Raw genomic sequence first — 20,379 nt, 5'->3', positions numbered from 1 at the left:
TGACATGTTGATAAAGCTAAAACTCCTGGCTGAATTCCCTGTCCCTGCCCGAACCCCTTTGTTACAGTAGCGTTAATCGCCCTTGAACCGGCCAACCCTCTTTTGCCCAGTCAGAACCCCGGGGAACCGCCAGCTGTATCAATGGCCTAATAACAACGAGAAAAGAGAACCTTATGTATTACGCCGAAATTACGGGCTGGGGGAAGTGTCTGCCCCCGACCGTCCTGAGCAACGAAGAATTAAGCCAGTTCGTCGATACCTCCGATGAATGGATCCGCACCCGAACCGGCATTGAATCCCGTCACATCAGCCATGTCGATACCTCGGAAATGGCCCGGGTTGCCGGCGCACGCGCACTGGCTGCCGCCGGGGTTGAAGCCAGTGAGCTGGATCTGATTATTATCGCCACCTGCTCGCCGGATACCCTGATCCCCAATATTGCCTCCAAGGTCCAGCTCGATCTGGGTGCATCCAAGGCGGCCGCATTTGATATGAATGCCGCTTGTACCGGTTTTCTGTACGGACTGGAGACGGCAACCCGGATGATCCAGGCCGGTAATTACCGCCATGCGCTGGTGATTGGTGCCGAGCATCTGTCGTGGTACCTCGACTGGAGCAAGCGCGATACCGCCGTCTTGTTCGGTGATGGCGCCGGCGCGGTGGTGCTAAGCCGAACCGAGCAGGAGTCAGGCCTGTTGGAAGCGCAGTTAGGCTGTGATCCCGAAGGCCGGGATGTACTGGCAATCCCGGATTTCGGAACCCACATGGACCGCTTTAACCCGGATGCCGGGCATTTCGTCTTCGATTTTGTCGGTCGGGAGATTTTCCGCCGCGCAGTTCGTGGCATGGGCGCCGCAGCGAACATGGTCCTTGAGCGCTCCGGGCTCGACAGCCAGGGGATTGATCTTGTGATCCCACACCAAGCGAACAAACGCATTATTGAAGCCCTGTGCGACCATGCCGGGATCCCACTGGAAAAAGCCTTCGTCAACATCCAGAAATACGGCAATACGTCGGCTGCAACCGTACCTATTGCCCTGTGTGAAGCCGTTGAACAAGGCCACATTCAACCAGGGAGTACCATCCTATCGGCCGCGTTCGGTGCCGGCCTGACCTGGGGAGCCAGCATCATCAAGTGGGGCCAGCGCACCACTCCGATCGCCACCTCAGAAGCCGAACTTGCAGCCTGTGATCAAAGCGCGACCGAGATCCTGGCAAATGCCATCGCTCACTGCCAGCAAAAGCACAACACCGAGCAATAATGGCTGACCACTCCGGCTCATGACGATGAGCCGGAGACATGCCATCGCTTCCCGGATGCATCCCCAGCAAGTCCCCATAAGACCCGCCACGGCACCCCAATCGTTTTTACTACAATCACTGCCCGGATCAATGTCCCCAGCACAAAGCCGGCACTGAACGCCACCGTCACCCCGAGTAACTGATACGCCGGCTGCAACGTATAAGCCAGCCACACCGTCAGGGACGAGACGCCAAGCAAAACATACAGATTATGGATCGGATTCGACATCAGGCTAATCATACTGGCCGAGACCACACGCAGCGGTAAAAGCAACTGTCCTGCCAGCATGATCAAAAGCAACTCATGACCCAGCTCGATTTGAGTTTCGCCATACAGAGTCAGCAACGGATGGGCGGCCAGTGACAGGACCAATATCAGTAGCGTATTGATGCCCCAAAAAGTCCGGATTGCGTGGCGCAACGTCGACTGAGTGGTCAACGACCCCGGGTCCGACTGGGCCTGTAACAGTACAGGCTTGAGAAATGTTCCGACGGCATTGGAAAGGATCGCCATCAACCCGGCAATCACGATCACCGGATAGAATATGCCGACAGCATGGGCACCCAGCCAGTGATGAACCAGCAAGACATCGAGCTTGGCCACCAGTACGACTCCGGCACCGCTGGCAAGCGCAGTCAGTGACTGCCGATACCAGAGCTTCATCCGGAACATCTTTTCCCGCCCAGCCAGGGACGGAGCAATCAGCCAGTGCTGACCAACCACGACAATGACCAGTGCCACGATCATCAGCTGGCAGATCCGCGCCAGTATCACCTCATCTTCGAGCAGATAAGCCACCAGACAAAACGCCAGGACCAGAACTTCCAGCACACACTGCTTGCTCAGGAGCGCATGTTTTTTGCGATCGAACGCCAACAACAGCGACGACTGGGTCTGCATCAACGCAGCCAGCGGGACGATCAGCAACAGGTACATCAGATGCTGCTCTGCCAGCTGATGCGGCGAAAAGATCGCATAGCCACTCAGCACCCCGGCAACAATCAGGGTGCCCAGAATCGCAATCGAGCCGAGAAATACCTGCCGCAAGCCCCGGAGCAAAGCGATCTGCTCCGCCTGCCACATCGGATAGGCTAAACAGACCACAGAAGCCGAAAAACCCAGGCTGGCCGGCAACAGCAATACCTCGCTGAGCACCAGCATGGCGGCAAAAGTGCCGTAATGCTCCGGCCCCATCAGCCGCGCCAGCACCACGGTCAGGATCACCCGGCTAAAGTGGTTTAAAAAGGTAAATGGCGTTAAAGCCAGGATCTGTTTGACGGTCTCCACCCGGCGCTCCTTGCAGAAAAAAGCGGCTGGGCAGCCGCTGCACAACCTGTTTATTTGTTGGCTTGCTCAGCCAGCAGTTCAGCCCGACGAAAGCAGTCCAGACTGTGATCATTGACCATCCCCGTTGCCTGCATATGGGCGTACAACGTGGTTGAACCGAGGAATTTAAACCCTCTTTTTTTCATATCCTTGGCCAGCCGATCCGACTCCGGGGTCGTTGCCGGGTAATCCGACAGTGCCCGCAATTCACTGACTTTTGGCACGCCTTCAACAAAGGACCAGATATAGTCGGCAAACGAGCCGAACGCCTCCTGAACCGCCAGAAAACAGCGAGCATTATTGATTGCCGCTTCAATTTTTAGTCGGTTTCGGACGATGCCCGAATTGTTCATCAGGCGCTCGACGTCCGCTTCGGTGAAGGTCGCCACACGCTGCGGGTCGAAATCAGCAAACGCCTCGCGGTAATTCGCGCGCTTTTTCAAAATGGTGTACCAGCTCAGGCCGGCTTGCGCCGACTCCAGCACCAGAAATTCAAAAATTTTCTGATCATCGTAAACCGGGACACCCCATTCCAAATCATGATAAGCCACATAATCTGGCTTGCTTTCATCCAGCCACGGGCAACGTTTCACTGACTCTGCCATACGCAATTCCTTTTCCGATAATTCATGACCTTAGAGTAGGTTCTCTACCCTGTCAACGCACAACCCGGCCCCACCGTTATCCGGGTCCTAAGTCACACCCGACGCTTACGCCCCCGCCCCTGGTGGACTTTCGCACGTGCTTTGGCGCGGCGTTTGTCCGCTGAGCGTCCCCGGCGCTGATGTTCCGGCGGTTCAATGGTCGGGTCCGGCTCGTAACCTTCCAACCATTGCTGCGGCAACCGGGTATCGAGCAGATCTTCAATGGCCCGCAGCGCCCATTCTTCATCCAGGCTCATCAGTGACACTGCATATCCGGTTTTCCCGGCCCGGCCGGTTCGCCCGATACGATGCACATAATCTTCCGCTTTAAACGGCATATCGAAGTTCACCACATACTCGAGCTGCTCGATATCAATCCCGCGGGCCGCCACATCCGTCGCCACCAACACCCGGGCTTTACCGCTCTTAAACTCATCCAGGGATCGCTGCCTCGCGCCCTGGCTTTTATCCCCATGGATCGACACCGCTTTAATGCCGTCAAGCTTGAGCTCTTTTGCCAGCGCTTCTGCCCCCTGCTTGGTCTTGGTAAACACCAGCACCTGCTGCCAGTTGCGCGAGCCGATCAGATACGCCAGCAGCTCTTGCTTGCGGTGTTTATCGACCGGGTACACCATCTGCTCGACTGTGACGGCCGTGCTGTTTGACGGCGTGACTTCAATCAGCTTCGGCTCTTGCAAAATACTATACGCCAGCTTTTTCACCGGCCCGGCAAAGGTTGCCGAGAAAAACAGGGTCTGACGGGCCGACTTCATCCGCCGGATAATCCGCTTGATATCGTCAATGAACCCCATATCCAGCATCCGGTCCGCTTCATCCAGCACCAGATATTGCACATCTGCCAAGTCGATGGTGCGCACGTGGGCGTGATCCAGCAAACGACCAGGCGTGGCAATCAGGATATCCACGCCCTGACGCAGCGCCGCAACCTGCATTTTCATACTAGTGCCGCCATAAGCGACCACAGTTTTCACCCCGGTACCTTCACTGTAGGCCGTGATATTGTCATACACCTGCTGGGCCAGCTCCCGGGTCGGAGTCAGGATCAACGCCCGGACGCGGGCCGGAGTGCCGGCCGCATCGCGCGCTTCCGGTAAACTGTCACTGCCGGTATCCATCAGGCGATGCAGCAGCGGCAAGCCAAACGCTGCGGTCTTCCCGGTCCCGGTCTGGGCACCCGCCAGAATATCATGCCCGGCCAGCACTTCAGGGATCGCTTGTTGCTGAACAGGGGTCGGGGTTTCGAAACCCAATCGGGTCACGGTTTCGACGAGCTGGCTTTGCAGCCCCAGGGCATGAAAGGACATTTTGCGGTTCCACATCTTCAAATCAGGCGCGGATTCTAACAGATTGCAGACAAAAAAAGGGAGCTTTTCGCTCCCTTCTCGCATCTGTAGCCACGCATCGTATCACGGTGGCTGTCATGACATCGCGTTACTTAATATTGAGGAACGCTGCGCCGCGAACCCCGCCGGCATCGCCGTATTTTGCTTTCACAATTTTCGGAACCCGCGCGACAGACAACAGGTGCTTCGGCAGGCGCTTTGGCAGCTCGGTATACAGCAGGTCAAAATTCGACAACCCGCCGCCCAGAACCACCACATGCGGGTCCAGCGCCGTGAACAGGTTGGCAAAACAAATCGCCAGCAGCTCCAGGAAGCGATCGACATGCTCAACGGCTTTTTCATCCCCGGCTTGATAACGCTGGATGATCTCAATCGCCTTCACTTGCTCGCCATAGTAGTGGGCATACAGCTGTTCAAAACCACGGCCGGAAAGGTAGTTGTCAATACAGCCTTTCTTTTCGCAACCACAGGCAAACAGCGGTGCATTCTCCCCCAAGTGGAACCAGCCATCAATCGGCATCCGGGTGTGGCCGACTTCACCGGCAACATGGTTTTTACCGGAAAAAACCTGACCGTCAAACACCAGCCCACCACCAAAACCGGTGCCCAAAATCAGACCCAGGACAGATTTCTCCCCTTGCAGATCTTCATCCCAGGCTTCCGACAGGGCAAAACAGTTGGCATCGTTGTCAATGGTTACACTGCGACCCAGACGCTGTTCCAGATCCTGGCGGAGCGTTTGCCCTTTGGCGGCAGGAACGTTGGACGTCAATACCGTGCCGTCTTCGGCGTCTTCCATGCCCGGGATCCCGATCCCCACTTTGCCCTCACAACCAAATGCCTGATCGGATTTTTCAATCATGGTGACCAGTGTATCTACCAGCTTATGATAGTCCTCACCCGGCGTCGGCACCCGCTCGGTTGCCACGCGCTCAAGTTTTTCATTAAAGGCACCAAACTCAATTTTGGTCCCACCCACATCAAAGCCGTAGTACATCCTGCACACTCCGCAATAAAATCACTAAAACATCAAACTGAAAAAATTATCCATAGTTCTACACCTACAGACTGTGATGCAGCACAAATTTAGTCAGCCACCTCAGCGAGATGGCTCGCGTTTGCCGAAAGAAACAACAGGGTGTTGCATAAAAACCCTTTCGCCTGTTCTAAAATTACAAGATTACGCGGCAACAAAGGCATTGAGTTGCTTCATGGCAGACGCTTCCGGCAGTTGCCGGTTCAGCTTGCCGGTCAGGTAATGCTCACGGAACACATCAAACCAGAGATCCAGCGTTTCGGCATTGTGCGCCTCGCCATACCGATCGATAATTCTGGCCGCCACTTCCGCTGTGCCGAGCTGTCCGGCTTTCGCCGCTTCGCGAACTTTGTAGCGGGACGGCTGCTCCGTCTGAATCGAAAGCACCGGAAAATCATTCAGATACGGGCTCTTACGAAACATTTTCTTGGCTTCGGCCCAGCTGCCGTCCAACAGAATAAACAGCGGCCGCTTACCCGGCTCAATCACTACGTTTTCAGCCACCCGCTCGGGCTCGGTGTATTCAGCCGGGAAGACCACATAAGGCTGCCACTGCGGATCGGCAAGCAGGGCCAGCAACGCTGGATCCGGCTCGGTTCGAGACCAGATATAAGCGAAGGTATCTTCGAATAAATCGGCAATCAGCCGCCCGGTGTTACTTGGCTTTAAAACCTCATCATCATACATGAGCAGCAGGAAGGCAGCCTGAGAACTGATTTGCGGCTTATCGGCACAGATGCATAAATGCGGCCGCAGCATGCAAAAGCTGCAACGCTCAACGTTGCAGCCGCGCGCCCGGTAAGGGCGGGTCGAGCGCGCTAAACGCTCCTGATATAGATGGTGTACCGCGTGAATTCGCATCACAGCCCTTTCAACCTCACGGAAATGACTCAAACAAAAAACGCCAGTATTGTACTGGCGCTTCTTGTGGTTGCAATGAAAACTCTCCCGACGGTGAAGCCGATTACAGATGATAGTTCGACAGGAGCTCCTGTTGCTGGTTAGCCACTTCTGCGACAGTACCAGCCTCTTTCACCAGCGTTTTGAGCTGTCGACTGTTGGTTTTGGCCTGATTGGCGACCTGCTCCACACTGCGACCCACTTCGACGGATGCATTTTCCTGCTGCTGAGTCGCCGCAGCGATGGTGATCACTTTATCGTTAATCGAGGCGATCATCTTCTGGATCTGATCAATCGCAGTCTGCACATCACTGCTGAGTTCAATCGAGGCGGTCATCTCCGAGCGGCTGACCACCATGGCTTCATTGGCATCTTTCGCCGCCTGGTGCAGCTCGGCAATCGTCTTGCGAATTGATTCTGTCTGCTGGTTGGTCTGACTCGCCAGCTTTCTGACCTCATCGGCTACCACAGCAAAACCACGCCCCTGCTCTCCGGCGCGCGCGGCTTCTATGGCCGCATTGAGCGCCAGCAAGTTGGTGTTATCAGCAATCGAGCTGATCAGCTCCACCACCTCGGTGATCTTATTGACATGATTTCCCAGCTCGACCATGCGTTGTTCGTTAACGATAAATTGTTGATCCAGCGAGCGAAGGCCCGATGTACTGCGCTTAATAATCTCTACCCCCTGCAAGGCCAGCTCATGGGCTTTTTCGGCTTCGGCTTCTGATTCGGAAGTACTCGAGACAATCTCTTTGATCGAACACTCCAGCTGGTTAATCGCCGTGGCAATCGTCGCCAGCTCGTCACTTTGCTCTTTCAGCGCAACGCGTGAAGCTGAAGCTGCTTGCTGGCTACTCTCTGCTGCGGCATTGAGGCTGTTGCTGTTTTCAACCAATTTCCCCAGGATCCGGCTGTTATTGATATTGGACTGGTTCAGCAAGCCGCCCAGCACGGCAAACTCTTTCGGTGCATGCTGCGTTGCCCGCGCTGTCAAATCGCCGTTGCTGGTTGCTTTCACGACCCGGTCAATCTTCTTCAGCGAACTTCTGACGGTATGGCTGATCCAACTACTTGCGGCGACAGCCAGAATTAAGCCGGCAATACTGAGGGTGACAAACAAAGTAATGGCATTTTCACTGGCCTGGCTCACACCCTGCTTGCCCTGACTCACCATGGTATTTGCCCCGGCCGTCAAAGTATCCACTTCACTCATTACCGTCGCAATCAAGCCGCGTGCCTCGTCAACTTTCAGGGCCTGTAGCTCCATCAAGTGCAGCACATGCAGGTGGCGTGCGACGAGCCCATCATCCGCATACAAGGCTTTCACCATGTCAAACGGCACCGTCACACTGGTGTAGTCTTCAAGGGTACTGTTGATTTGCGTCAGCTCTCGCCAAGCATAAGTCATTCCAGCCAGGTTGGTTCGTTTTAGGCCCTTGGCCAATTTTTCAGCCTTCGCGACGTCGGTTTCAATTAACAAGGCGATGAGGTTGCTGGCCATCTCCAAAGAGTGGTTGACGAAATTATTGACATGATTCAGGCCTGTCGGGTTCCCGGCATACAAGTCCATCCCCAACCGGCTCATTTCAGCCCGGACACCGGAGACCGCATAATTCATCATGGCTTTATCGCTGATAATCTGCGCTTTGGTTTCCAGAATTTTCTGCTGCGAATCACGTAACGTCTGCGACATGACGCGTAGCTGATTCATGCCCTGCTTCACCCGCGTCACATCTTCCATCAGCCAATTAATTTGATATTGCTCTGCCAGGGTGCCGAGCTCATCAATAGCCGCAATCACACTTTGCTGATCGCGATTAAGCTGATCCGCGGCAGCCTCCAGTTCTTCGAGCGAACCACTGTTGAACACTTCAGCTAGACGCTGAGCCGTCTGCATCGATCCCTGAATGATTTCAGCGTTGTTCATCGCAACAGGCAACGCCTGCTTACTCAGGGTTTCAAACTCCCGCGAGACATCATTGAGCCCCTTATTTCCGAAATAAGACAGCATGCCGCCCATACAAACGAGCAACAGAAAAACAATTTGGATATAAGTGACAATCGATAGCCTGGATTTGCCGAGCTTGGTTTGTTTCATGAGTAAAGTCCCTGATCTACCTCGTGCTATGGTGACTGACAAAGGTTTCAGTTTTAATAACTAATAAATAACTGTGATCTTGTTCCAATGACGCGCCGCTAAAGTACTCGAGGACTATGACAAAATTATTTCACAGTATGCTTTTTATCAATTAGATCAGTAGGATTGATAGGATGGCTTCACGCCAATCATTACTCTGGGGAATATAAAACGGGAATTCGGGTAGAAATCATACGATTCAGTATCAAAGATTAACCACAATACTGAGTTTGCAAACTCATTTGTGATAAGACACGCAAAAAAGAGAAGGCAGCCAAGGCTGCCTTCTGCAATGAAATCCGGTTTAAACAACAACCAATTAGCTTCGGCAAACTTGCTGGCTAATGGCGCTATCAAACAGGTTTTTCACCAGTCCAATATAATCTTCCAGAAATGCAATTTGCTCATTGCTCGGGCAGCAATGCCATGCCCCCGCCAGGACCTCACTGAGATCATCCACTACCGCATCGGCTTCCTGCATCAACTTGAAGCGAAAGTCCGCCTCCAGATCAGGATTTTGGGAGAAAACCGCCATGAGATTCGTGGCGATCAGATCCGTAACCACATCTTCTACTGTCTCACTGCACCCGTCTTTACTGACATTTTCGAATAGTGATAAATGCTCAGTAAAATATTCTATCAGCGCGTGATAACCTTCAGATTCAACAACCATAACACTTTTTGACAGCCGTAGTACGTATTTGCCTCAATTCTAAGAAGTCTCTGCAAAATTACAACACTCTTACGAACGCTAGCGGTAAAGGATCGCAAAATAACAACAATCAACACACATGAATGTTGACTCTCTCGAAAACCGCAGAGCCTGTCAGCTACAAAGCTTCTGCTGATGCCGGGTTCGCCCGTCTCCCAGTTCTTTTGAAAAAACGGTCGTCTGGTTGCGGCCATTTTGTTTGGAATGGTACAAAGCACGATCCGACAACTCGAGCCAATGCTCGTACCCTTGCATCCAAGGGGCCCATTCACAGATCCCCAGACTGATCGTGACATTAATACTGCGCACATCCACCGCGACGGAGGCCGCTTCAATACGTGTTCTGAGCCGCTCGGTAAAATACAGCCCCAACTCTGCCGAGGTTCCCGGCAAAATGACCCCAAACTCTTCACCGCCGTACCGCCCGGCAATATCGCTCTGACGCTTGGTTCGCCTCAACATACTGGCGACGGTGCGGATCACCCCGTCACCAGCAACATGACCAAAGGTATCATTGACCTTTTTGAAGTGGTCAATATCAAACATCACCAGTGTTGACGGCATATTCGCTGTCCGGCAACGTTCGAACTCTTCAGCCAGGCAAGCCTCCCAGTGCCCCCGGTTATAGAGCTGAGTCAACCTGTCGGTCATACTCAAATGGGTCAGTTGCTCATTGGACTCTCGTAAATGGGTTTTGCTTTTCGCAATATCCGACACATCGGTAATCGTCAGGCAAATATGGCTGAATTCCCCGTTGAGAGATTTGAGTGGCGTCAGGGTCATGTTCTGATACATCAGAGACGCGCCACCGGTCACCGGGCTGAAATTTCTAAAATGGAAGATGCTGGGCCGATCTTCCCAGCAACTGAAAGAACGCATTCTGAGCTTAAACGTCGAGTCAATTTTTTGCTTCAACCAGGCAACCGGAAGATCCGCCATCACCTCAAACAGGTTCTTGCCAATGATCCGATCCGAAGTAATGCCACTATACGCCTGCATGAACGAATTCCACGCCCACACCTGGTGATCTTTATCAAGAATCACCACCCCGGCATCAATATTATCGAGAACCTGCATCGTCAGGTGAAAGTCTGAAAGCGTTACTTGATTCAATGTAAGGTATCCATTACTTTTTTGATCACTTTAGTCGAGCTGTCATCCATCATAAACAGCACCTCGCACTCCAGATCCATCGATTCCGCCCGATAGGTATATTCCACCGTAAACAGCTCGGTTGAAACACATTCGCCATCGGTCCAGATCATATAATCTTCCAGTAAAATAGGCTGGCGCACCGAAAATGGAATATTGATTTGCTCCGACAAAGCGCCCAGGAATGACGACACCATCAGGTTGGCAATATCAATCACGATTTCGTTCTTATGCTCATCCACCTGACTAAACCCCAACCGGGCACCGAATTGCTCCACATCCTTCCCGCGCAGGCAGACCAAGGCCTCACCATGGATCCCGCCGCCGATAAATCGCTGTGCGATCGCAACCAGCTCAGTTTGCTGCCGGATATCATCAATTGTCATTTCCAATTCACCCGGCGTAAGACAGGCCACATTTGGCAACGGCATCTTGATGAAGTCGCCGAAATGATCCGAGATAATAGCCGCCCCCCTACCGAGCGCCACATTCGCGACCTCTTTGAAAGCCTGAATATAGCAATATTCATCATGACTCATAAGGGTCGAGGGCGGCTCCTGGGCGGCGGCCAGGGTGATCCCCAAAGGCTTCAGTACTGAAATGAGATGATGGGGATCAAAGGGTTTTGGCACAAACTGGTGCGCGCCCAGGGCGATACAACGCTCCATGGCCTGCCGCTGGACATCCGCCGACAAGATGATGATCTTAGTCTGATGCGCGGTCGCCGAGAGCTCGCTGAGAACCTCAAAGCCATCCATAACCGGCATCGTCAAATCAAGGAACATAACGTCGATCGGCTGGGCCGCAAGACACGCCAAACCCTCTTTACCATTTTCAGCAAAGAACAAAGAGACTGATGGTTGTCCGGATAAAATCCTCGACATCGCCCGGTGTACGACGGGTGAATCGTCACAGATAAGAATGTTATGAGTTTTCGCCACTAGCGTTGGTTCCCTCTAAAAATGCCACTCTAATCATAATCGACCGATGTCATAATCCTCATTGGACACTATGAAATAGTTTTAATAAGTGAGCTGGATCGAATTTTTCACTATCCACGCCAGTGACAGTCAAAAAGACGACAGTGTTCCAACATCATACAAATACCGGTAGTTTCAGCGAAAATCAGTCTCCATCCGCTCCCCCACCAAACCTGCCGTCACGCCTCCGGGTTCACAAGTCACACGGACAGACACAGCCGATACTTTTTAGTTACCAATTCAGACCGCATGTAATACAATCGCTCCCCAAATCCATAACATCAAGGACTCTCTCGCCCATGCAAGTTATCCGCTGGATCCTCGGACGCCTGATTCTTCTCTTCAACGCTGTTTTTTCTCCTAAGCCGATGAAGCGCGAGGCCGCTCAGCAACAACAGATTGATGCCGAAGTGCGCCGAATTCAACTCTATCAATTTGAAGCTTGCCCATTTTGCGTCAAAGTTCGTCGTGCAGCGAAGCGCCTGAACCTGCCGCTGGAAACCCGGGATGCCAAGCAAACATCCTGGGAGCAGGAGCTGATCAACGGCGGCGGCAAACGCAAAGTCCCTTGTCTGCGTATAGAGCAAGACAACGGCGAAATCGAATGGATGTATGAGTCTGCTGATATCATCAACTATCTGGAAAAACGCTTCGCTTAAGTCGCTATTCAGGCAGCGTCTGCCAGATGTGTCCATAAAACAGTGAACCATCTCAATTTGCTTCGCACTCGCCTGTGCCATTCGCCCGCGATATGGCACACTGCAGTGAAAGCCAGCTAGGTATCCGAGACAATGAAAAAAACCAAAACCATTACGACTGACGACATTCTGCTGAAACTGTGTCAGTCCATTTCAACGGTCTTATCGACGGCAACTGATAGCCAGATCGGCTACTCGGCCATGGTTCAGAAGATCAACAAAACCAGCCTCAAGCCGGATATCGGCTGCTTCGTTCTGTTTGACGGCGGCTTTACCGGCCTGGTGGTCAATAACTTCTCTCAACAGGCAGCGCTGGAACTGTACCAGAACTACATGCTGAAGATGGGCATCCCTGAAGATGACCTGGCGATTCACCACTCCTCTGATGAGGTGGCCGATGTCCTCGGCGAACTGATGAACCAGGTCGTCGGTGATTTCACCAGCAAAATCCGTCGTGAGCTACGGATCTCCATTATGCAAAACCAGCCGAAGATGCTGGCCCTGAACAAACAAATTTTGCTGTCGGTCGATACCAACCTGGATCGCCCGCAAGCACGCCGGGTGAGCTTCACCACCGCGAAAGGCAATATTTTCTACTTAGAACTGGCGATGGATAAAACTGAGTTTATCCAGCTGGAAGATTTCGAGCAGCACGAAGATCTCGATCCGGACAGCATTATCGAGAGTACAAAAAAAGCACAGGCTGAAAAAGAAACCGCATCAGCCTCAGCTGAAGTCGATTTAGACCTGTTGGATGAACTTGGCCTGTAAGCACCGGTTCCTTAAGTAAACCCGAGTGATTCCCGAAATTCTCCGGGCAACTCGGGTTTATTATTTCTTAAACACGCCTCCACCCTGACAGTTGCTAGACTCATGATGTGATTCATTTTTATGAGTGCAGCACTATGCCAAGTCTTCGTGACTTTTTACGACTTTTCCTACTCTGCTTCGCCACATACCTGTTACAACTTCCGGCCAATGCCGAGGATGAAGAGGAAAGCCCATATGCCGGTTTAGCATCGGGGGACGTGGTCACTGTGGCATTAGACCAACTGCTGCCAACACAAGCAGTGCTCAGCTATGACTGGCAATATGCCAGGCTCAATCGATATCAAAACGATCCAAAACTGGTCTTCGACGATTTATGCCGTGCTAACGGCGCCAAAAGTGTCAAAGACTGGTCCAAGAAATCCAAGCCGACCAAACCCGACTCCTACACTTGCATTGACAAAACAGGCCAGCATGAGGATGCACTCAGCACTGTGGTCGTCGGACCGGAAGACGGGCTACTTTATCTCACCTCGGGGCATCACCAACTGTCCACGTTCTGGGATATGCCCAACGGCGGTACCAGCGTCCCGGTCATGGTGAAAGTGACCCATAACCTGATCGACTCCGGCGATGACTTCTGGGCTGAAATGAATCAGGACCATGAGCTGTGGCTGTATAATTTCCGGGGCAAGAAGATTGCTCCGGATGATCTGCCCGAGTATCTGGGGAAAAAACAGCTCAAGCATGATAAATACTTGTCTTTGGTGTTGTTTCTCAACGGGATCAGTTACAAAAAACCTGAAGATGCCATCCCATTTTTTGAATACCACTGGGCGAAGGAAATCCGCAAGCACATGAAAGTGAGCGAGTATGACCTGAACATCCCGGATGAATATGCCGCAGCCCTGACAGAAGCAGCAACCGTAATAGTTGACCTTGATGAGGACGCACAAGTTGCGAAATCTAAATTATCGGCCAAGGCCATGGGTCAGCTCAATCAGGTCGATAGTAAAGCGCTCGCGGCACTCATTGACACCGAAGACTCTGATTTTAACCAGGCCCAGGCCTACCGCCAGTACCTGAAAGAAAAATCGACCCCGAAACGCCTGCTGGAAAAAGAAAAAGCTGCTGAGAAGGAAAAAGCCGAGGCTTTAACTGAGGCTGTCGAGGAGCCGAGCCCGGCACAAGACGACAAGCTATAAGCCGGCACAGCCGGTTTATTTTTCCCGGCATACATCAGGGATACAAGCAGCAAGCTGTTGCTGGATCCAAATGGAAAACTGCTGCTCCAGGGCAATGCGTGGCTCTTCATACAAGCTGATCAACACATAGCGATGGCCCGAGCGAACAAAGCCATACGGCGCAATCAGATTCCCCCGCAGCAAATCGTCCATCACCAGCGGATAAGAGCCAATCGCCATCCCCAAGCCATCAACTGCGGCCTGTAATGAAAAGTAAAAATGAGCGAATGACTGCTGGGACTGGTGCTGGATCAAATCGCTACCGGATTTGGCGGACCATTCCGCCCAAGCCTGGGGCCGGGTCTGACTATGGAGCAGCTTGACCTGTTGCGGCGTCGATTGCATCTGCTGCCAGTATTGTGCAGAGCACACCGGCCCAACCCATTCTTCGACCAACGGTTGGCTGAGATAATCGGGCCGCAGCGCAAAATCATCCCGGCGGATCGCTAAAGAGAGCCCGTTCGACCCCAGGGTGACCGGGCCCCCCGCCGTCGACAAACGGATGTCCGTGCCGGGATGTTGCTGATAAAAATCCGACAACCGGGTCATCAGCCAACGCATAGTTAACGTCGGCTCACAGGAGACTTCCAGACACCGCTCATTGCTTTGTGCGAGCGCACTAACCCCGGACTCCAGCGCCTTAAACGCCTGCTCGGTATACCGATACAACTGTTTCCCGGCTGCGGTAAGCACCACATGCCTCCCCTGTCGCTCGAATAATGATTGCGACAAATACGCTTCCAGCAGTTTGATTTGCTTGCTCACCGCGCCATGGGTGATCGACAACCGCTGGGCAGCTTCGGTAAAGCTGGCCGCCCCCGCAGCGACATGGAAAATATAAAATGCTTTCAGGTGCCTCATCTGTGATTTTTTCTCACATATTGAGAGAGATAAAATCGATTATAAAGAGCTGCCGGGCTGGTTACAATCACCCTATTCGATCACACATTACAGGAAGATGTCATGGAAATACTTGGATTTGCACTGCTGGGCTTACTCATTGTGATGAGCCCGGGTGCTGATTTCGTCTTGGTTCTGAAAAACAGTATTGGGGCAGGAAGAAAAGCCGGGCTATGGACTGCGCTGGGGATCAGCCTGGCGATCAGTGTCCATATCAGTTACTCCGTCTTGGGGATTAGTTACCTCATCTCACAAAATGAGGCCTTATTTACGGCGATCCGCTATGCCGGTTCAGCTTACCTGATCTATTTAGGCCTGAAAGGAATCCTGACTGCCAACAACACGCTGGATACCCGGGCCGATGAAACAACCCAGGTCGCAGGACTGCGCTATCTGTCCCAGGGCTTTCTATGTAATGTGCTCAACCCGAAAACCATGCTGTTTTTTCTTAGTATCTTCAGCCAGGTGATTTCACCGGACGATCACAGCCACCTGACCGCAGTGGGTTACGGGCTCTATATGATGCTGCTGCATGGCTTGTGGTTTGCGCTGGTCGCGCTGCTGTTCACCTCGGCGCCGTTGCAATCACGACTGAAAAAAGTCAAAAAGCGTTTCGATCAGGTATGCGGTGCCGGCCTCATGACCTTCGGGGCCCTGCTGGCCGCTGACTAAGCCGGCACATTCTCCTGCTCTGGAATCAGGACTGATCCGCCACGCGTGCCAACTGGGTTTTCAGCACTACCGGCAGCGCGTGGAGGATCAGTAGTCTGAGAATATGATTAACCATCACAAAGACCGGCTCCAGTCCCAATAACAACGCCACAGCAGTCATGGCTTCGACACTGCCCGGTACCCACGACAGCAACAACACCACAGGGCTGATCCCGATGAAGTGCGACCACGACCAGGCAAAAACAACCGTAACCAGCAAACCATAAACCGTGACAATAAAGCCAGCTCTGGCGTAACGAATGGCCTCACGAAGTGTGGTTTGCGCCAGGCGGCTCCCGATCAACGCCCCCAGCATGGCTGTCGCTGCCAGCAGGAGCATCTCCGGCACGAGCAATACCCAATCCGGAAACAGGGTGTTTGACACGGCAGCGCAAAGCAATGCAGCCACCATATAGGGTGCCGGAAACCCAAGCCGTTCCACCAGCTTGCCAATCAAGAGGCTGACCGCCAGCACAGCCCCCAGAGCCGGCCAGAATACCGCCGGCTGAGCCGAATGTTCGACCGAGTTCATCGGCAGCCACCAGGAGATCACCGCAGCAACGGCCACCAGGGTGATCAGGCGAATTGAGTGAGCAAAGACGATTTTCGGCGAGGGCTTGGCATGGGTTTCACTGACCATCAGGATGGCAGCCATCGCACCCGGCACGGCCCCCAGCATCGATTCAAACGGACTCCACCCTTCTTTGGCATGCAGCCACCAATAGTTGATCGCCATTTGAACGATGAGGCACAGCGCAAGCCCAATCATCGCCGGCCAGGTCATAGTCATCAGCAAGGCATCAAACTTCACCACGGCCCCGACGCTCACTCCCAGAATCAGCTGAACAGTGGTTAATATCCAGCCGGGTAACTGAGTGGTGAGGCCAAATGTTTGCCTGGCTACGATCACGGCCAAGGCGGCACCGAACAGCTCGCCAAGCGGAATGCCGCTCAACACCCCAACCCCGGCACCAACCAGGGCCACCAGCGCACTTTTCAACAGTTCCATGCTTTACTCCACGCTCGCCTCATCCGGCTCAGCGATCTTCATCCAGTTCACGGGCCAGCTTTTTCAGATACCCTTTAGCCAGATCCGTATTGCCGCGACTAAGCCACTTAATACAGTCAAACAGTTCCCAGATCAGCCCGTCATCGCCACACGTATACGCCGGAAAATCCTCATGTTTGGGTGCCGGATCATCGGTCAAGCGCTGTGCGACCACATCCGCTTTATCAAACAAAATCCGGTAGGGCTGACAAAACAAGAACGGCTCTGAGAGATCGAGGCAGTGAATTTCTGCGCTGGTCAGATCCTCAAACAGGTATTTGCGAAAACTCACCGTCCCATTATGCTCACCAGCCAAGGTATAGAAGATCGCTTTGTCAGCCTCAAATTTTTGAAACAGATCACCCGCCCGACGATGACGATCCCGCATGGTCAGCACAATGACATCGGCATCAGAAACCCGATCACCGCCCCCTTTTGCCAGCGAGCCGACGAGAACAGCCGCCAGAACATCTTCATCGGGGTAAAATGCGTCGATTGCCGATGCAACCAATGCCTGCTGCAGCGGCAGCCCTTCAAGTCCCAGGGCCTGAACATCCGGTGTCATCATTACTCCTTGTTTTGCATAAGATCGTTTTCGGGTTATACCAATCACAGTCAGTGAGCAGTAATAGCGTTTGAACAAACCAGGATAACCCCTGATTGACTCCGATTGGGATTACAACCCGCCGGCGAGATCGATAAAGGATCCGGTCGAAAACGACGATTTCTCAGAGGCGAGCCAGTAGATCGCCTCGGCAATTTCATGGGCTTCGCCGCCCCGCTGCATCGGGATCTTCGATTTCAGTCGATCCACTCGTCCCGGCTCGCCACCGGAAGCATGCATCTCGGTATAGATCAGCCCTGGACGCACGCCATTGACCCGGATCCCTTCGGCAGCCACTTCCAGCGACAGCCCCTTGGTCAGGGTATCCATCGCCCCTTTCGAAGCTGCATAATCGATATATTCATTCGGAGAGCCGCTCCGTGCAGCACCGGAAGACACATTGACAATGGTGCCGCCCTGCCCCCCGTGCCGAGTCGACATCCGCAGCACCGCCGCTTTGCAGCACAGGAAACAACTGGTCACATTCACGCTCAGGATATGGTTCACGCGCTCAGCGGTCATTTCATCCAGTCGGCATTGGGACTGCAATATCGCGGCATTGTTGACCAGTACCGTCAAGGTGCCCAGTTCCTGGTCGACCCGGGCAAACAACGCTTCAACGTCATCCGCCTGCGAGACATCGGCTTGGGCCGTGATACACCGGCCGCCCATCGCGCGGATCTCATCAGCAACCTTTTCAGCTGCATCATGATCGGTTCGGTAGTTCACACAAACCGCATAGCCTTTGCTGGCAAGCAACTTGGCCGTTTCTGCGCCGATCCCGCGGCTGGCGCCGGTGATCAGCGCCACTTTTTCCTGTTTCATGATCAGTCCCTTACAATCCGTGATTCTGGGTTCGCATCCTAAGTTGACGCCTGCAACATATCAAACTAAATGCTTATTTGTCACACAAAAATGTGAGCCCGGTTAACGGGATGTAAATAAACAAGCTGGAGTTGACACATGCCAGTCTTGGCACAGCAGTGATCAGCAAAGCATTTGTTTCAGCGTCGCTTGACCGTCTGCCACGGACAGTTCTGCAAAGGCACCATTGATCATGGTGAGGTTCGGGGGTAAATGGCCAATATCTGCATCAAAAATCACAGGAACCGGTAAATCAGCCAATGCCTGACACAGAGCCTCATCACTGGTGATGCCTTGCCCTTCTGCCTTCGACACGGCATTTCGGCCGATGATGATCCCGTTCAGCCCTTCAAACATGCCCTGATATTTCAGCCCCAGTAAAGTGCGTAAATACACGGTCGGCGGCATTTCCGCATTTTCAAAGTACAACAGCACCCCATCGTTACTTGATGCACGGCGGAAGGATGCAAGGTCGAAATAAGGCGTTGCGGCCAGATGACACAAGGTATCCAGGCATCCGCCAATCAAGCGGCCCTCAACCTTTGCCGTATTGGCATCGCCCAAGACCTGCCAGCACGTGGATGCCGTCAGAGAGAGCACCGCATCCGGGTTGTCGGCAAACGACTCCCCGGCAACCTGGTACGTTGTCGAAGACTGCTGGGCAACATCCTCCCCGGTAGCTTGGTTCAGGCAGTCAAATACGCTTCGGGTCAGGGGCTCGCGCTCTTCAGGATGCAGTTGCATCAGGTTGGCCGTATGTGCAGTGGCCCAGCCCAATCGGGTCGTCAGGGCCATCTGCAAGGTACTGATATCGGAAAAGCCAATCAGCCATTTGGGCTTCACCGCGGCTAATTGTTCAAAGTCCAGTAACGGCAACAGATCCATGGCAAAATCTCCGCCCCAGGGCGGCATCAGAGCATCGATGCGGTCGTCACAGAGAAATTGCATCAGCTCCCGGGCCCGGACTTCCTTCGGGGCGCTGACATGCTTGATGTTCTCCCGCAGGCAGCCCCCTTCAATCACCTGAAAACCCTGCGCTCTCAAATGAGCGAGTACAATCTCCAGCCGCGGGTGGCACGCCTCGGGGACGCCTGCGGAGAAAGCGGTCACGGCAATAGTGGCACCCGGCGCCAGCGGCCGGGGATAACGAATATTCGTCCATGTCATGGGTCGGTTCCTTCTCTGATGCAGTTTCAACATCCTATCAAAAGACGCCTCAATGGTGTTAATGAACTGTTCTTGCTGCGAAAACTGGGATTACTTCCCCTTGGATTTTCATGTTTCAGAAGATTGGATGGCTAGGTGCATCGGATCAAAAAGGCGTTCATTACCGAACGCCTTGAACGAGACTTTTGTCGATAAAGCGGCAACGCGCCTTCAGGCTGACCAAAGATTATCGGCAGGCAGCCCCGTGGGACCTGACCGTCTCTCCCCACAGCTGAAGTTGTGCCTCATCCGCCATAATCACGGAGCCAAACAGATCGACCTCAGCCGGTGCGATCCCGCTAAATTGCAGCGTATAACGATCCAATTGCGCCAGCACAGGGGCCGCTTGTTCCGCCAGGAAAGTATCCGGCGCGTCCATGGTCAGGATCAGGCGTGCGGTTTTGCCGGCCAGCAGCGGGACCGGCTCCGGTGAGCCCGACGCATAACGAAAAGCAAATCCCGGCAGAAAAGCCCGGTCAAGCAGTCCCTTTAGCTTCGCTGGCACGCCACCCCACCAGATCGGGGCGACAATCACCAGATGATCGGCCCAGGTTAACGCGTCCTGAAACTCAACCAAACAAGGTTCCAGCGGTTGCTCCGAGTCATATCCGCAATCCAGGCTGGGGTTGAAGGCCATCTGACCCAGATTAAAACGTCGAATCTCGGCCCCTTCTCTGGCTTCCACCTCATAAATATCGGCCAAGTGACGGCTTAGGCTGTCTTTTTTCGGGTTACCGTTAAGTACCATAATTTTCATTGTCTCTTTCTCCTGTCGGTGTTGA

20 protein-coding genes are annotated in these 20,379 nt (G+C 53.3%); 5 read left to right on the top strand and 15 right to left on the bottom strand.

What is annotated here, in order from left to right; genetic code table 11:
- The first annotated feature begins 173 nt into the window (after positions 1-173).
- Entirely contained in the window at positions 174-1,262 is a 1,089-nt protein-coding gene (locus NNL38_RS07475) for a ketoacyl-ACP synthase III (RefSeq protein ID WP_255390382.1), read from the top strand.
- Positions 1,263-1,279: 17 nt separating this feature from the next.
- On the opposite strand, the gene NNL38_RS07470 is transcribed toward NNL38_RS07475, so the two are convergent.
- The 9 genes from NNL38_RS07470 to NNL38_RS07430 all read right to left on the bottom strand — a co-directional run bounded on the left by NNL38_RS07470 (position 1,280) and on the right by NNL38_RS07430 (position 11,458).
- Entirely contained in the window at positions 1,280-2,590 is a 1,311-nt protein-coding gene (locus NNL38_RS07470) for a lipopolysaccharide biosynthesis protein (RefSeq protein ID WP_255390381.1), read from the bottom strand.
- A gap of 50 nt (positions 2,591-2,640) precedes the next feature.
- Positions 2,641-3,222: a DNA-3-methyladenine glycosylase I gene (locus NNL38_RS07465; RefSeq protein WP_255390591.1), complete on the bottom strand. Its 582-nt coding sequence runs from the start codon at positions 3,220-3,222 to the stop codon at positions 2,641-2,643.
- A gap of 104 nt (positions 3,223-3,326) precedes the next feature.
- On the bottom strand, positions 3,327-4,598 hold the full coding sequence (locus NNL38_RS07460) for a DEAD/DEAH box helicase (protein WP_255390380.1): 1,272 nt from the start codon (positions 4,596-4,598) through the stop codon (positions 3,327-3,329).
- A 127-nt stretch (positions 4,599-4,725) separates the two neighbouring features.
- Positions 4,726-5,634, bottom strand: coding sequence for an N-acetylglucosamine kinase (nagK, locus tag NNL38_RS07455; RefSeq protein ID WP_255390379.1), 909 nt, complete (start codon positions 5,632-5,634; stop codon positions 4,726-4,728).
- Positions 5,635-5,817: 183 nt separating this feature from the next.
- Positions 5,818-6,534: a tRNA-uridine aminocarboxypropyltransferase gene (locus NNL38_RS07450; RefSeq protein WP_255390590.1), complete on the bottom strand. Its 717-nt coding sequence runs from the start codon at positions 6,532-6,534 to the stop codon at positions 5,818-5,820.
- Between the two features lie 103 nt (positions 6,535-6,637).
- Positions 6,638-8,671 carry a methyl-accepting chemotaxis protein gene (locus NNL38_RS07445; RefSeq protein ID WP_255390378.1) on the bottom strand — a complete coding sequence of 678 codons (2,034 nt, stop codon included), beginning with the start codon at positions 8,669-8,671 and terminating at the stop codon, positions 6,638-6,640.
- A gap of 358 nt (positions 8,672-9,029) precedes the next feature.
- Complete coding sequence (locus NNL38_RS07440; protein ID WP_255390377.1) at positions 9,030-9,383, bottom strand: DUF3802 family protein; 354 nt, start codon at positions 9,381-9,383, stop codon at positions 9,030-9,032.
- Between the two features lie 153 nt (positions 9,384-9,536).
- Entirely contained in the window at positions 9,537-10,535 is a 999-nt protein-coding gene (locus NNL38_RS07435) for a sensor domain-containing diguanylate cyclase (RefSeq protein WP_255390376.1), read from the bottom strand.
- On the bottom strand, positions 10,532-11,458 hold the full coding sequence (locus NNL38_RS07430) for a response regulator (RefSeq protein ID WP_439651389.1): 927 nt from the start codon (positions 11,456-11,458) through the stop codon (positions 10,532-10,534). The genes NNL38_RS07435 and NNL38_RS07430 overlap by 4 nt, the downstream gene beginning before the upstream one ends.
- A 395-nt stretch (positions 11,459-11,853) precedes the next feature.
- Here NNL38_RS07430 and NNL38_RS07425 point away from each other — a divergent pair, with 395 nt between their 5' ends.
- From NNL38_RS07425 to NNL38_RS07415, 3 genes are all read left to right on the top strand, one after another.
- Entirely contained in the window at positions 11,854-12,213 is a 360-nt protein-coding gene (locus tag NNL38_RS07425) for a glutathione S-transferase N-terminal domain-containing protein (protein ID WP_255390374.1), read from the top strand.
- A 132-nt stretch (positions 12,214-12,345) separates the two neighbouring features.
- Positions 12,346-13,023 (top strand): DUF3334 family protein, encoded by a 678-nt coding sequence (locus tag NNL38_RS07420; RefSeq protein ID WP_255390373.1) that lies wholly within the window; start codon positions 12,346-12,348, stop codon positions 13,021-13,023.
- A gap of 134 nt (positions 13,024-13,157) precedes the next feature.
- On the top strand, positions 13,158-14,225 hold the full coding sequence (locus NNL38_RS07415) for a ParB/Srx family N-terminal domain-containing protein (RefSeq protein ID WP_255390372.1): 1,068 nt from the start codon (positions 13,158-13,160) through the stop codon (positions 14,223-14,225).
- A gap of 15 nt (positions 14,226-14,240) precedes the next feature.
- Here NNL38_RS07415 and NNL38_RS07410 read toward each other — a convergent pair whose 3' ends face one another.
- Positions 14,241-15,125: a LysR substrate-binding domain-containing protein gene (locus NNL38_RS07410; protein ID WP_255390371.1), complete on the bottom strand. Its 885-nt coding sequence runs from the start codon at positions 15,123-15,125 to the stop codon at positions 14,241-14,243.
- A gap of 102 nt (positions 15,126-15,227) precedes the next feature.
- On the opposite strand from NNL38_RS07410, the gene NNL38_RS07405 reads away from it, so the two are divergent.
- Positions 15,228-15,836, top strand: coding sequence for a LysE family translocator (locus NNL38_RS07405; RefSeq protein ID WP_255390370.1), 609 nt, complete (start codon positions 15,228-15,230; stop codon positions 15,834-15,836).
- Between the two features lie 25 nt (positions 15,837-15,861).
- Here the strand turns inward: NNL38_RS07405 and NNL38_RS07400 are convergent, their stop codons facing one another.
- The 5 genes from NNL38_RS07400 to NNL38_RS07380 all read right to left on the bottom strand — a co-directional run bounded on the left by NNL38_RS07400 (position 15,862) and on the right by NNL38_RS07380 (position 20,354).
- Positions 15,862-16,884 (bottom strand): AbrB family transcriptional regulator, encoded by a 1,023-nt coding sequence (locus tag NNL38_RS07400; RefSeq protein WP_255390369.1) that lies wholly within the window; start codon positions 16,882-16,884, stop codon positions 15,862-15,864.
- Between the two features lie 28 nt (positions 16,885-16,912).
- Positions 16,913-17,488 carry a hypothetical protein gene (locus tag NNL38_RS07395; protein WP_255390589.1) on the bottom strand — a complete coding sequence of 192 codons (576 nt, stop codon included), beginning with the start codon at positions 17,486-17,488 and terminating at the stop codon, positions 16,913-16,915.
- 111 nt (positions 17,489-17,599) lie between these two features.
- Complete coding sequence (locus NNL38_RS07390) at positions 17,600-18,352, bottom strand: SDR family oxidoreductase (RefSeq protein WP_255390368.1); 753 nt, start codon at positions 18,350-18,352, stop codon at positions 17,600-17,602.
- A gap of 162 nt (positions 18,353-18,514) precedes the next feature.
- On the bottom strand, positions 18,515-19,558 hold the full coding sequence (locus NNL38_RS07385) for a S66 family peptidase (protein WP_255390367.1): 1,044 nt from the start codon (positions 19,556-19,558) through the stop codon (positions 18,515-18,517).
- Positions 19,559-19,784: 226 nt separating this feature from the next.
- Complete coding sequence (locus tag NNL38_RS07380) at positions 19,785-20,354, bottom strand: NAD(P)H-dependent oxidoreductase (protein WP_255390366.1); 570 nt, start codon at positions 20,352-20,354, stop codon at positions 19,785-19,787.
- Between the last annotated feature and the right edge of the window lie 25 nt (positions 20,355-20,379).

Origin of the sequence: Photobacterium atrarenae, assembly GCF_024380015.1 — a bacterium.
Taxonomy (GTDB): Bacteria; Pseudomonadota; Gammaproteobacteria; order Enterobacterales; family Vibrionaceae; genus Photobacterium; species Photobacterium atrarenae.
Note: the sequence above shows the minus strand (reverse complement) of the source record. Positions and strands in the feature narration are given on the sequence as shown.